Raw genomic sequence first — 11,898 nt, 5'->3', positions numbered from 1 at the left:
GTACGACAACGACTCCTCGCCACAGACCACGGCGACACTCTCCGCCGAAACCCGCACCCGGGCCTCGAACAGCTCGGCAAGCGTGGCGGTCTGAACGCGATCGGACATGAGCTGAACACCTCGAAAAGAGCGTGGCTAGTGGAGGATTCGACGAACGGCGTACGGAATTCACGGCACAACAAGGCCGGGGTGGAGGGTCCCTCCCCTACGGCTCGGACAATCCGCGGGAGACCCGTCCGCCCCGGCCTCGAATTCTTCTCGGCGGGTGTGGTGACCGAGCGGTCTAGCCGCAGCCTCCTGCGTGTCCAGTATCTCCACCGGGGGCGGAGAACCGGGGCAGCTCGTCATGATGCTGCCAGCCTTTCTCGACCTCTTCGAGAGGTTGGCCGCGGAAGGCCGCGACAAAGGGCGCCAGCCGGTCCGCGCCCCAGAACTTCTCGCGTCCGTAGATGAAGAACGGAACGCCGAACAGGCCGTCCTGATACGACTGGATCAGGCAATCCAGTCCCCGCTTGCGCAGCCCGGGGTCGTCCGACGCGTCCGCGAGCTGCTCGGCCGGGAGCCCCAGCTCCGCGGCGATCTCGCCCATCGTCTCGCGCCGGGTGATGTCCCGGCCCTCCTGCCAGCGGGCCCGGTAGGTGAGCTCGATGAAGCGTCGGCCGTGGCCCTCCTCCTGGGCGGCGAGGTAGGCCAGGTGGGAGACCTCCCAGTTGGGGTCCTTGTCGATCGGCACGGTCATCTTCAGACCGCGCGCCTTGGAGATCCGCGAGAGGTCCTGGAGGATGTAGAAGTTCTTCGCGCGGGACATGGCGACGATGGGCAGCTCCACATCGGCCTGGTCCAGCATGTTCTGGGTGATGGCGTCCGGCTCCCAGAAGGGGATCCAGTCCATTCCGTCGGCCACGTCGGGGTAGCGCTCGATCAGGTCCAGGTAGGCGAACCAGGAGTACGGGCTGCGCAGCGAGAAGTACCACCTCGGTGGCTTCTTGGGCTTGGGCACGGTGATGCTCCGCCTTCCGGTAGAGGTCGGTCGGGGCCGGTCGTGGACCGGCCGGGGTCACCGGTCGTGGACCGGTCGGGGTCAGATGGTGATGCCGCCGTCGATCTGGAAGACGGCGCCGGTGATGTAGGCGGCCCGGTCGGAAACCAGGTAGGAGACGAGGTCGGCGACCTCTTCCGGCCGGCCCAGCCGCTTCAGCGGAATCTGCTGGAGGGCCTTCTTGCGCACCTGGTCGCTCAGTTCCGCCGTCATATCGGTCTCGATGAAGCCAGGGGCGACCACATTGGTGCGGATGCCGTACCGGCCGACCTCCTTCGCGAGCGACCGGGAGAAGCCGATGATGCCCGCCTTGGAGGCCGAGTAGTTGGTCTGGGTGGGGTTGCCGTAGACCCCCGCCACCGACGAGAGGTTCACGATGGCGCCCGCCTTCCGCTTCATCATCTCGAAGATGACGGCGCGGCAGACGTGGTAGACCCCGTCGAGGTTGGTGCCGATGACCTGCTTCCACTCCTCGTCGGCCATCATCAGCAGGGGGTTGTCCCGGGTGATGCCGGCGGAGGTGACCGCTGCGTCGACCGGGCCGAGGGTCTCCTCGGTGCGGGTGACGAACGAGCGCACCGACTCCATGTCGGAGACGTCGGCGCGGACGGCCAGCGCCCTGACGCCGAGCTCCCGGACCTCCTTCTCCAGGACGTTCGCCGCGGCCTCGTCGGACCGGTAGCAGTAGGCGACGTCGAAGCCGTCCCGGGCCAGGCGCAGGACCACCTCCCGCCCGATGCCGCGGGATCCGCCGCTGACGAGGGCGACCCTGGACTCACTGTTGTGCACGACTGTTCCCTCTCCTGATGGGCTGCGGGCCCTCCCGTTCGGCTTGTGGGCCGGTGGTGCGGGCCGGCGGGCTATGGAACGGCGGGGGCCGCGACCTGGCCGGCGGAGGCCGACGGGCGCAGCTGGTCCCCGGGGCGGAACGCCATCACCATGCGGGAGAAGGTCAGCGCGACCTCGCCGCCGACCAGCGTCTCGCCCTCGAAGATCACGGTGTCGGTGAGCGCCCGGAAGAGCCGCACCCTGTGCTCCAGCACGTCTCCGGGCTGGACCGGGCGGTGGAACTCCACCCCGGACATCGAGCCGGCCAGCATGACCTGGCTGGTCGGGCCGCCGGTCGCCTCGGCGCCGCACACCGCGAGCAGCCCCGCGGCCTGGCCCCAGGACTCGACCAGCAGGGTCTGCGGATAGCCGAACTCCTCCGGGGCCGCGTCCTCACCGAGGTGGCGGTACCAGGGCTCGTTGCAGGTGATGGCCTTGAGCGCCACCAGCCGGTCGCCGGGGACGAGCTCCACCACCCGGTCGATCAGCAGCATCGGATGGCGATGCGGCAGCAGGCGCTTGATCCCGGCCGCGTCGATCATGGTGTGACCTCCGTACGAAAGCCCAGCCGCACCTTGGCGGACGTGCCGCGCTCGGTGGCGGCCGTCGCCGAGTACGTCCAGCCGCCGTCGGCCGCCTTCCAGTCGGCGCGGACGGTCAGGACGTCGCCGGGGAAGACCGGGCCGATGAACCGGGCCGACTCCAGGGCCCGCAGCGCGATGACCCCGTCCCCGGGGGCGGTGGCGAGGGCCGCGCGGTGGGCGCACTCGACCACGCACACCCCGGGGAAGATCGGGAAGTCCGGGTAGTGACCGGCGAAGACCGGCTCCTCCGGTGCGATGCGGAACCGGACCTCGCTGCTCAGCCCCGACTGCCCGGCGTCCGCCGAGGCCCGCCGCACGACCTCGGGCACGGCCCGCACCGGGCTGTTGGTGGTGTTCGCGGTCATCGGGCGCGCAGCTTCTGGGTCAGCAGCTCGTGCGCCTGGCGCAGCGACACCACCTGGCGCAGCTCGGACTCCGCGAACTTGACGCCGTACTTCTTCTCCAGGACCACGATGACCTCGAGCGCCATCAGGGAGTCGACCTCGAGGTCCTCCAAGAAGTCGGCGTCGTCGGCGACGTCGGTGGCGTCGACCTCCAGGATGTCGGCGACGATGCCGCGCAGTTCGTCCATGTCGAGCGGGGCCGCGCCGGCCGGGTCGGAGTAGGTGACGGACATGGGGTTCCTTTCACACAGCGGGAAGGGGGGTCACAACAGGCGCAGGAGTGCGCAGGCGAGCGCGCCGTCACGGTCCACGGACGTCACCACCGCCAGCCGGCCCGGGGCCCGGTCGTCGTCCTGGGCCGCCGTCAGCACCGAGACGATCTGGAAGGCGGCGGTCGCGGCGGCGGTGTCGCCGATCGTGTCCGGCTGCGGGATCCAGCGCATCTCGTGACCGGCGAACCCGGCCCGCAGCGCGGTGCGTTCCTGCTCGCCGAGGAGACCGGCCGGGCCCGAGGGGGACACGGCCCAGACGTCCTCCCGCGACGCCCCGGCCCTGCGCAGCGCGCGCTCCACGGCGGACCGCAGCGAGGGGCCCGCCCCGTCGGGGCCCGCCACCCCGGACTCGACCGCGAGCACCTCGGCGAGTCCCTCGCCGTCGGCCACCGCCTCGGCGGGCCGCAGCCGCAGCACCGCACAGCCCTCGCCGAGCACGACACCGGTCTCGTCCTCGCCCCGGGTGTGCCATTCGAGCCAGGCGCGGGCCGGGGAGTACTCCTCGACGGCACCGCACAGGACGGTCATGGCGCGCCCGGAGGCGAGCAGCCGCCGGGCGTAGTTGAGGGCGATGAGCCCGGATGAGCGTCCGGCGGCGACCGTGGTGTTCGGCCCCTTGAGCCCGTACCAGATGGCGCACTGCCCGGCGGGGCAGTTCATGATGGCGTTGGGGATGTGCGAGGGGTCGATGTAGAAGGGCTTCTCGTGGATGAGGGTGTCGCGGGTGATGTCCATCATGCTCTGGGCGCTTCCGGTGGTCGTGCCCAGGACGAGGCCCACGTCGGCGCCGCTCTCGGCCGCGCCGTCGGCCCCCGTGACCAGTTCCCGCACCGTGGCCACGGCCAGTCCGGTGACCCGGTCCATGGACCGGGTGCCCTTGCGGCCCAGCACCTCCTTGATGACCAGGTCCCGGGCCAGGCACACCCGCTCGTCGGGGACCGGCTCACCGCCGGGCTCCGCCACGGTGGCCGTGGACCGGCCCGACCGGGCGCCCTCGACGAAGGCGTCCCGGCCGATGCCGTACGGCGACACCGCCGACCATCCCGCGATGACGGGACCGCGCGGCGCGGTGGCCGGCCCGCTCACGACTGGTTCCGGCCGTCGCCGAAGGCGTCCAGGACCCGCTCGTCGAAGGTGACCAGGCGGCCCTCCTTGCCGTTCTCCACCACGCCGTAGGCGTGGGTGATGGTGCCGGTGGAGGTCTGCACCAGATGGCCGTCGCGGACCACATAGGTGTCCAGGCGCGAGGTGTAGAGCAGGTTCTTGAAGACGTTGTCGACGGTGTAGACGACGTAGAGGTCCTCTTCGAGGAGCGCCTCGTCCAGCAGCGTCACCCGGGAGTGGGTGACGGCGGGGATCCAGTTCTTCTCCTCCAGCAGCGCCCGGATGGAGATGCCGCGCGCGTCCACGAAGCGGTGCTTGGCCTCCTCCATCAGGCGCAGATAGCCCGACATCTGGAGGCGCTCGAAGAAGTGCACGAACGGGTAGGGGATGCGGAACTTCCAGCCGTAGGCGTTCTGTCCGGCCAGGAGCCGCTCCAGCACCGCGTCGGTCTCGGCGCAGGCGCCGGAGATCAGCTTCTCGGTGACCGCGGGCACGGCCGCGCCCGGCTCGGCGCCGCCGATGCGCGCCGTGACGAACCGCTCCAGGCCCTCGGGCACGGGCAGCCTGCGCAGCATCCGCACATCGTTCTCGTCGCGCCGCAGTACGGCCTTGACCTTGGAGGCGACGGCCTTCTTGGGGGCGCCGTCACGCTCGACGGTGATGGCCACCTTGAACGACAGCTCGGTGGCGTCGTCCTTGGTCACCGGGGTCACCTCGATGGACGCCTCGTCATCGACGACGAGGGCGGTCTGGAGGCGGGAGTCGATGTCGACGATGTCGAATCCGAGGCCGTGCTCCTCGTAGAGCCTGCCGACCGGGAGCCCGCTGCGCCGGAAGTGCGCGATGACGGCCTTCTCGACCAGGTAGTTGACGTGCTTGAAACCGATGATGGTGCCGATGTTGGCACCCTCGTATCCCGGGCTGAGGACGACCGTGGTCGACTCGTTCAGCAGCGACTTGACGGCTTGCGACATCACTTCTCCGTGAGGTGTGGGGCGGCCCGGTCCGAGAGCCGCCGGAGGAACGCGCCGACCAGGGCGGAGAACGACTCCGCGTGCTCGGACATCGGGTAGTGACCGCACCCGGGGATCGCGTGCAGCTCGGCCTCGGGGAGGTCGGCCGCGAGCAGGGCGCTCTCGGCGGCGGCGAAGTCGTCCTGGCCGGTCACGACCAGGCCGGGCACGGTGATCAGTTCGGGGCGGAGCCAGGGGGTGCGCAGATAGTGCTCGAAGAACCGCACCCAGCCGTAGGGGCCGACCCGTTCGCACACCCGCTCCGCCATGTGGCGCCGGACCTCCGGGGTGATCCGGCGGGCGGAGTGGGTGCGCAGCCCCTCCTCCATGATGTGGAGGAAGTCGCGCTGCATGCCGGAGACGGAGTCCCAGGCGAAGTCGTCCGGTGAGCGCCGGTAGAAGGGCGAGACAAGGACCACGCCCCGGATCCCGTACCGCTCGCGCACGTCGTTGCCCGCCTCGGCCTCCCGGCTGAGCAGGTCCAGCAGCTGGTTCGCCGAGAACGAGTGGGCGACGACGACGTCGGGCGGGTCCGGCAGCCGCTCCAGGGCCGTCACGACCCAGTCGGTCCGCTCCGGCCGGCGGCTCCACGGCTGGACGTGGTCGGCACGCCAGGGCAGATCGGCGGTCCAGGTCTCCAGGTCCGGCGGCAGGTGCGGGGCCAGCCCGTCCCAGACCGCCCCGCTGCTGGCCAGGCCGTGCAGGAACAGGGCGCGCAGCCGGGTCGCGTCCCGCGCGGGGCGGTGGCGCAGCAGCAGGGGCTGCCGCGCCGTGCCGCGGATCCCGGCCGTGCCGGACTCACCGTGGGCCATCAGGACCGGCCCGGGGCCAGCAGGGCGAGTCCGGCGGTGGCGTCGTCGCCGTCGCGGCCGGCGAGGGCGTAGACGGGCCCGGCGCCACCGTCGGCGTACCAGCCGATGGTTCCGGCGCACTGGAGGACGCCGAGGACCGCCGACGCCTCGCCGAAGGTGTCGGCCAGCGCGTGGTGGACGGTGCCGGACGGCAGCAGCGAGGAGTCGGCCCCCCGCTCGCCGCCGGGGCCGAACCAGGCGGCGGGCGGGGTGCGGTCGTCCCCGGCCAGCCGCTCCAGGCACGCCTCGACGCTTCCGGCGCGGACCGCGGAGCTGACCACTGCCCGGGCCTCGGCGCCGCGGACGGCGGCGGCCGCCCGGCGCTCCACGACGACGGCGGCGGCGCCGTCCACGATCCGGTCGGCCCCGGTGAGGCGGCGGACCATCTCGTTGTCCGGTTCGACGGCCAGGACCAGCGCCCGGTCGGCGCGGCGGGCGCCGACGAGGGCGGCGGCCCAGCGGACCGCGTCCAGGCCGGAGGTGGCGCCGTTGCAGACCATCAGGTTGGGGCCGCGCAGCCCGTATTTGATGGCGAGCGTCGAGGCGATCACATTGCTGGACGCGTTGGGGGTGTCCATGGGGCTGACGCCGCCCGCGGTCCCCTCGGCCGCGATGGTGTCCACGACCGAGCAGACGGTGTCCACGTTGCCGTAGTTGGAAGCCACGAGGACGGCGACGGTCTCCCCGGGGACCGTGAGCCCCTCGGGGCCGAGCAGCCCCGCGTCCGCCAGCGCCTCATCCGCGCAGGCCAGCGCGAGCTGGGTGGCACGGTCCTTGAAGCGCAGGCCCTTCTTGCCGATGCGGGCGGCGGGGTCCACCGGCTCCGCGCCGCCGGGCACGGGGGCCAACAGGTCTCGCGGGTCGGTGACGCCGGGCAGCGCGAGCCCGACCCCGGTCAGTACGGCGCTCATCGGGCCGCCTCCACTACCGCCACGGCGTTGATGCCGCCGAAGCCGAAGGCGTCGATCTGGGCGAGGGAGACATCCGCCCGCTGCGCGGTGCCGCGCACCAGCCGGAATCCCTCGGTCTCCTCGGCCGGATGGTCAAGACCGGTGATCGGGGGCACGCGGTGCTCCCGCATGGCGCGCAGCGCCACGATGAGGCTGAGCACGCCGGAGGCGCCGGAGGTGTGCCCGGTCATCGACTTGATCCCGGTCATCACGGGGCGGCCCAGGTGGTCGCCGTACACCTCCCGCAGCGCGGTGGCCTCGGCGGCGTCGTTGAGCGGGGTGCCCGTGCCGTGCACCATCACCAGTTCCACGTCCTCCGGTTTGACGCCCGCCCGGGTGTGGGCGTCCTTGATGGCCAGGGCGATGCCGCCGGGGTCGGGCGCGGTGGCGTGGTAGGCGTCGCAGTTGACACCCACGCCGCGCACCCAGCCGTGCCCGCCGCCGTCCGCGGCGCGGCGCAGCACGATCGCGGCGGCGCCCTCGCCCATCACGGTGCCCTTGCGGTCCCGGTCGAACGGGCGCAGCGCGTCCGGCGGGTCGAGCTGGAGTCGGTCGGAGAGGCCGAACATGCTCTCGGTGATGACGTCCACGCCCGCCACCACGACGGTGTCGGCCTCCCGGAACTCCAGCAGGTCCACGCCCAGGGCCAGCGAGTACAGGGACGCGGAGCAGGCGTTGGAGATGGTGGTGGTGTCATCGGCGCCGAACCGCTCCCGCAGCGCGGTGCCGAAGTGCATGCTTCCGGCGTCGAAGTCCTGTCCGTCGCGCCACCACAGCTCCAGCGAGCGCAGCTCGCGCAGCCCGGTGCCGATGAGCACGGGCACCCCGCGCAGGTCCCTGGGCAGACCGGCGTCGTCCAGCGCCTGCCCGATGGCCGTGGTGAGCAGGGCGGTGGCCCGGCCCACGACATCGGTGCCGGGCGCCGGCCGGTCGTCCACCTCGTACAGCAGGTCGGCGTTGTACCAGTCGCGGTTGAAGCCGCGCAGGCTGTGCAGCCCGCCGCGCCCCTGGCAGAGGCTGTCGAAAATCTCCGCCGGGTCGGCTCCCACGCTGGCGACGGCGCCGACTCCGGTGATGGGCCAGCGGCTCATCGGTGCTCCTCGTACTTGCCCAGGATGACGACCGCGTTGTTGCCGCCGAAGGCGAGACCGTTGTTCTGCACGATCCGCAGATCCGCCTCGACCGCCTGGTTGGGCACGCAGTCGACCTCGCATTCGGGGTCGGTGGCGGTGTGGTTGATGGTCGGCGGGATGAAGCGGTGCACGATCGCCAGCGAGCAGGCGATCGCGGCGAGGGCGCTGGCGGCGCCCATGGTGTGGCCGAGCATCGACTTGATGGAGATGGTCCGCGGCGGGGCCGCGCCGTAGACCTCGCGGATGGCGCGGGCCTCGGTGATGTCGTTGGCCTTGGTGCCGGTGCCGTGCGCGGACACCAGATCCACCTCGCCGGGCTTGACCCCGGCGTTCTCCAGGGCGAGTGCCATGCAGCGGGCGACGCTGCTCTGGTTCGGGGCCACCTGGTGATAGGCGTCGCAGTTGAGGCCGTAGCCGAGGACCTCCGCGTAGATGCGGGCGCCCCGGGCCAGGGCCGACTCCAGGCTCTCCAGGACGAGCACGCCCGCGCCCTCGCCGGTGAGGATGCCCTTGCGGTCGACATCGAACGGCTGGCACAGCTCGGGTGCGATGGTGCCCAGCCGGTAGAAGCCGGCGAAGGTCTTGCGGCACATGGCGTCGGCGCCGCCGCAGAGGGCGAAGTCCACCTCGCCGGTGCGTACGGCGTCGAAGCCGTAGCCGATCGCGTAGTTGCCCGCGGCGCAGGCCGTCGGAATCGTCACCGCCTCGACGTCCGTCAGCCCGAGCTCATGGGCGACGGCCGCGGAGAGGCGGCCAGCCCGCACCCGGCGCGCGATGGTGGAGTCCATCTTCTCCGGCCCGTGGGCGATCTGGCTCTCCACCAGCTGGTCCAGATCGAAGGACTCCCCGTCGGTGGTGCCGATGGAGATGAGGCCGCGCTGCTCGCGCAGTACGTCGACGTCGAGATTCGCGTCCTCGACGGCCATGCGGGCCGCGGCTGCCGAGAACTGACTGGCCCGGCCGAGTTCTGCCACGTCCAGATTGCGTATCCACTTCTCCGGTTCGAAGTCGACAATTTCGCAGCCGTTGGCGTGGGCGAACCCCTCGGTGTCGAAGGCGGTGATCGGCTTCGCTCCGCTGCGGCCGGAACGCAGCCCTTCGGCGAACTCGGCGGCGCCCACTCCAATGCTGGAGAAAACGCCAAACCCGGTAAGAACCACTCGGTGAGCCGCGACGGCGGAACCGTCGCGCGCGGGAGCAGTCATCGAAACCTCCAACCAGTCTCGGCTTGAACAGCGGACGGGATTACCAGCCGGCTGACTCGGCGACGACCTCGTGGACGCCCTTGAGGTTGACCATGCGAGCGAGCTCGGACTGGTCGATGACGACCTTGAACTCCTTCTCCAGGGAGGCCAGGATCTCGATGGCGCGCAGCGAGTCGGCGTCGTGGTCCTCGCGGAAGAGGCTGGTCTCGGTGACCTCGTCCTCCTCCAGCTCGAGAATCTCGCAGACGATTTCCTTGATCTTCGCAGCGCGCTCTTCGGTAAGGGTGGGCATGATGAATTCAACCTCTCGGTCATTGCCGCCGGGCGGGAATCCCCCCGTTCGGCGCTCCTTTTGCGTTCCCGCACTCAAAACCATCGCAGCACGGTTATGCGATGTGCACGCCCTGCGTCAGGAAGGTGCCAACACTGCTTCGTCCAGGCGCCTTTTGATGTCGGTCGTCAGGGAATCCCGCTCGGCATTCAGGTAGAAATGGCCACCGGGCAGGACGCGCATGCCGAAGGAATGTCCGGCGACCTCGGACCAGTGCTTCATCTCGTTCTCCCCGGCGCCCGGGTCCCGGTCGCCGGCATACGCCACGACCGGACAGCCGACGGGGTGCGGGACTTCGGCCCGGTAGGTGCCCGCGATCCGGAAGTCGGCCCGTACGGACGGCAGCACGATGTCCCGGATCCCGGGGTCGGCCAGCAGCGCGGCGTCCGCGCCGCCGAGCCGCACCACCTCGGCGATCAGCTCGTCGTCGGTACCGAGGTGGATCTCCTTGGGGGTCACCAGATGCGGAGCCTCGCGGGACGAGACGAAGAGCCCGGCCAGCCGGTCCGAGTGGGCCGGCTGGAGGCGCAGGGCCAGTTCATAGGCGAGGGACGCCCCCATGCTGTGGCCGAAGAAGGCCACCGGGACGTCGAGGAAGGGAAGCAGTTCCGCGGCCAGCGGGTCGGCGAGCTCCGCCATGCTGGTCGCGCACGGTTCGGCGATCCGCTCCTGACGGCCGGGGTACCGGGTGGCCAGCACCTCGACATCGGGGCCCAGCGCCCCGGCCCAGGGGTGGAAGAACGTCGCGGTCCCGCCCGCGTGGGGCAGGCAGACCAGCCGCGCCCGCGGCCGGCCGGCCGCCGGGTACCGCCGGAACCACCGGGTTCGGGCACTGCCGGGCGATGTCATCGTCGCTCTCCTCGTGGCTGTCTCCCGCGTCTCCCGCGGCCGGTGCGGCGACCGGCCGCCGCCTCCCGGGGCCGGACGCGCTCCGGTGGGCTCGCTGCCCGCTTCCCGTGAGGTGTCGGCGGCGGGCCCCGGGGAAGGTCCCGCCGCCGGGTCGCGCTCCGCTGCCCGCTCGGCGGCGGGCGGAAGGACCCGGGACACCTTTCTAACCAGGCCCACCCCGCGCCTCAATGTCCCTTTCAGGAAGGTGCCAGGGCGGGCTCCTGATGCCGATCCGGGGCGGCCGGAGAGGAGTTGAGGGAGCGGGATAACAGCTTGCTGCCAGTGCGTGGCGGAGGCCGCGTCGCGATGGATCACCGGCGCCCGGGCGGGGCAGGATGCGCAGGAGATCCTCTGTGTCCATGCCCGTAACCCACCAGTCAGCGAGCCACCCGATGACCGACGACCCGACCTCTCCGGCCGCGACCGAGCCTCCATGGGCGTTCCTGGCCCGGCTGGAGGAGCAGATCGCCCTGGACCAGGAGGCGTGTCTGCGCGACTGCGGGGCGCCCTGGGGGGAGTTGCTGGAGCGATTCGTCGACGCCCTGACGGGCCGACCGTGCCCGGCCCCGGAGGGCACCACGGAAGCCGCCGACAGCGGGCCGGCAGACGAACCGGGCACGCCGGGCGGACCAGGCAGGTCGGACGGACCAGGCGGGCCGGACGGACCAGGCGGACCCGACGGGCCAAGCACACCGGACGGGCCGGGCGAGCCCGACGGGCCAGGCGGACCCGACGGGCCAGGCGGACCGAGCGGGTCAGACGGGCCGGGCGAGCCGGGCGGACCAGGCGGGCCAAGCGCGCCGGACGGGCCGGGCGAGCGCGACGGGTCAGACGGGCCAGGCGCGCGGGGCGAGGACGGACCAGGCGGGCCAGGCGGGCCGAGCAGGCCAAGCACACCGGACGGGCCGGGCGAGCCCGACGGGCCAGGCGCACCGAGCGGGTCAGACGGGCCGGGCCGGTCAGACGGGCCGAGCGTGTCAGATGGGCCGGGCGCGGGCGGGCCAGGCGCGCCAGACGCGCCGGGCGGACCAGGCGGGCCGGACGGGCCGGGCGCGCCAGACGGGCCCGACGGGCCAGGCGGGCCAGGCGGGCCAGGCGGACCGAGCGGGTCGGACGGGCCGGGCCGGTCAGGTGGGCCGGGCGAGCCGGGCGGACCAGGCGGGCCGGACGGGCCGAGCAGGCCAAGCACACCGAACTGGCCCGACGGACCAGGCGGACCAGGCGGACCAGGCGGACCGGGCGAGCCGAGCAGGCCAAGCACACCGGACGGGCCGGGCGAGCCCGACGGGCCAGGCG

14 protein-coding genes are annotated in these 11,898 nt (G+C 72.1%); 1 reads left to right on the top strand and 13 read right to left on the bottom strand.

The annotated features are described in order from the left end of the window. Positions 1-283: 283 nt before the first annotated feature. From GWI24_RS30900 to GWI24_RS30840, 13 genes are all read right to left on the bottom strand, one after another. Positions 284-1,000: a 2-hydroxychromene-2-carboxylate isomerase gene (locus GWI24_RS30900; RefSeq protein WP_210949178.1), complete on the bottom strand. Its 717-nt coding sequence runs from the start codon at positions 998-1,000 to the stop codon at positions 284-286. A gap of 81 nt (positions 1,001-1,081) precedes the next feature. Beyond that, positions 1,082-1,828: a 3-oxoacyl-[acyl-carrier-protein] reductase gene (fabG, locus tag GWI24_RS30895; protein ID WP_210949176.1), complete on the bottom strand. Its 747-nt coding sequence runs from the start codon at positions 1,826-1,828 to the stop codon at positions 1,082-1,084. Between the two features lie 71 nt (positions 1,829-1,899). After that, a complete protein-coding gene (locus GWI24_RS30890) occupies positions 1,900-2,409 on the bottom strand; it encodes a 3-hydroxyacyl-ACP dehydratase FabZ family protein (protein ID WP_210949174.1) in 510 nt (169 codons plus the stop codon). Beyond that, complete coding sequence (locus GWI24_RS30885; RefSeq protein ID WP_210949173.1) at positions 2,406-2,816, bottom strand: 3-hydroxyacyl-ACP dehydratase FabZ family protein; 411 nt, start codon at positions 2,814-2,816, stop codon at positions 2,406-2,408. Before GWI24_RS30885 ends, GWI24_RS30890 begins: the two co-directional genes overlap by 4 nt. Then, the gene (locus GWI24_RS30880) at positions 2,813-3,088 is read right to left on the bottom strand and encodes an acyl carrier protein (RefSeq protein WP_210949172.1); all 276 of its coding nucleotides are present in this window, start codon (positions 3,086-3,088) and stop codon (positions 2,813-2,815) included. The genes GWI24_RS30885 and GWI24_RS30880 overlap by 4 nt, the downstream gene beginning before the upstream one ends. 30 nt (positions 3,089-3,118) lie before the next feature. Next, positions 3,119-4,213, bottom strand: a complete 1,095-nt coding sequence (locus GWI24_RS30875; RefSeq protein WP_210949171.1) for a beta-ketoacyl synthase N-terminal-like domain-containing protein — start codon at positions 4,211-4,213, stop codon at positions 3,119-3,121. Then, the gene (locus tag GWI24_RS30870) at positions 4,210-5,205 is read right to left on the bottom strand and encodes a hypothetical protein (protein WP_210949170.1); all 996 of its coding nucleotides are present in this window, start codon (positions 5,203-5,205) and stop codon (positions 4,210-4,212) included. The genes GWI24_RS30875 and GWI24_RS30870 overlap by 4 nt, the downstream gene beginning before the upstream one ends. Continuing rightward, positions 5,205-6,056, bottom strand: a complete 852-nt coding sequence (locus tag GWI24_RS30865) for an alpha/beta fold hydrolase (RefSeq protein ID WP_210949169.1) — start codon at positions 6,054-6,056, stop codon at positions 5,205-5,207. Before GWI24_RS30865 ends, GWI24_RS30870 begins: the two co-directional genes overlap by 1 nt. Continuing rightward, the gene (locus tag GWI24_RS30860; RefSeq protein ID WP_210949168.1) at positions 6,056-7,006 is read right to left on the bottom strand and encodes a beta-ketoacyl synthase N-terminal-like domain-containing protein; all 951 of its coding nucleotides are present in this window, start codon (positions 7,004-7,006) and stop codon (positions 6,056-6,058) included. Before GWI24_RS30860 ends, GWI24_RS30865 begins: the two co-directional genes overlap by 1 nt. After that, positions 7,003-8,136: a beta-ketoacyl synthase N-terminal-like domain-containing protein gene (locus GWI24_RS30855; RefSeq protein ID WP_210949167.1), complete on the bottom strand. Its 1,134-nt coding sequence runs from the start codon at positions 8,134-8,136 to the stop codon at positions 7,003-7,005. The genes GWI24_RS30860 and GWI24_RS30855 overlap by 4 nt, the downstream gene beginning before the upstream one ends. Next, complete coding sequence (locus tag GWI24_RS30850; protein ID WP_210949166.1) at positions 8,133-9,383, bottom strand: beta-ketoacyl synthase; 1,251 nt, start codon at positions 9,381-9,383, stop codon at positions 8,133-8,135. Before GWI24_RS30850 ends, GWI24_RS30855 begins: the two co-directional genes overlap by 4 nt. 40 nt (positions 9,384-9,423) lie before the next feature. Continuing rightward, the gene (locus tag GWI24_RS30845) at positions 9,424-9,675 is read right to left on the bottom strand and encodes an acyl carrier protein (RefSeq protein WP_210949165.1); all 252 of its coding nucleotides are present in this window, start codon (positions 9,673-9,675) and stop codon (positions 9,424-9,426) included. A gap of 117 nt (positions 9,676-9,792) precedes the next feature. Then, positions 9,793-10,563 carry a thioesterase II family protein gene (locus GWI24_RS30840; RefSeq protein ID WP_210949164.1) on the bottom strand — a complete coding sequence of 257 codons (771 nt, stop codon included), beginning with the start codon at positions 10,561-10,563 and terminating at the stop codon, positions 9,793-9,795. 374 nt (positions 10,564-10,937) lie between these two features. Here GWI24_RS30840 and GWI24_RS46970 point away from each other — a divergent pair. Further along, a partial coding sequence (locus GWI24_RS46970; protein WP_374103358.1) for a DUF6269 family protein occupies positions 10,938-11,898 on the top strand: 961 nt, incomplete at its 3' end.

The organism is Streptomyces sp. MK37H (assembly GCF_018035285.1).
Lineage (GTDB): Bacteria > Actinomycetota > Actinomycetes > Streptomycetales > Streptomycetaceae > Streptomyces > Streptomyces endocoffeicus.
This window is presented reverse-complemented; position numbering and strand designations above follow the sequence as displayed.

Excerpts from the sequence above, each read along its gene's own strand:
- GWI24_RS30890 (WP_210949174.1), bottom strand. The coding sequence starts at position 2,409 with ATGATCGACGCGGCCGGGATCAAGCGCCTGCTGCCGCATCGCCATCCG.
- GWI24_RS30885 (WP_210949173.1), bottom strand. The coding sequence starts at position 2,816 with ATGACCGCGAACACCACCAACAGCCCGGTGCGGGCCGTGCCCGAGGTC.
- GWI24_RS30880 (WP_210949172.1), bottom strand. The coding sequence starts at position 3,088 with ATGTCCGTCACCTACTCCGACCCGGCCGGCGCGGCCCCGCTCGACATG.
- GWI24_RS30870 (WP_210949170.1), bottom strand. The coding sequence starts at position 5,205 with ATGTCGCAAGCCGTCAAGTCGCTGCTGAACGAGTCGACCACGGTCGTC.
- GWI24_RS30865 (WP_210949169.1), bottom strand. The coding sequence starts at position 6,056 with ATGGCCCACGGTGAGTCCGGCACGGCCGGGATCCGCGGCACGGCGCGG.
- GWI24_RS30860 (WP_210949168.1), bottom strand. The coding sequence starts at position 7,006 with ATGAGCGCCGTACTGACCGGGGTCGGGCTCGCGCTGCCCGGCGTCACC.
- GWI24_RS30855 (WP_210949167.1), bottom strand. The coding sequence starts at position 8,136 with ATGAGCCGCTGGCCCATCACCGGAGTCGGCGCCGTCGCCAGCGTGGGA.
- GWI24_RS30850 (WP_210949166.1), bottom strand. The coding sequence starts at position 9,383 with ATGACTGCTCCCGCGCGCGACGGTTCCGCCGTCGCGGCTCACCGAGTG.
- GWI24_RS30845 (WP_210949165.1), bottom strand. The coding sequence starts at position 9,675 with ATGCCCACCCTTACCGAAGAGCGCGCTGCGAAGATCAAGGAAATCGTC.
- GWI24_RS30840 (WP_210949164.1), bottom strand. The coding sequence starts at position 10,563 with ATGACATCGCCCGGCAGTGCCCGAACCCGGTGGTTCCGGCGGTACCCG.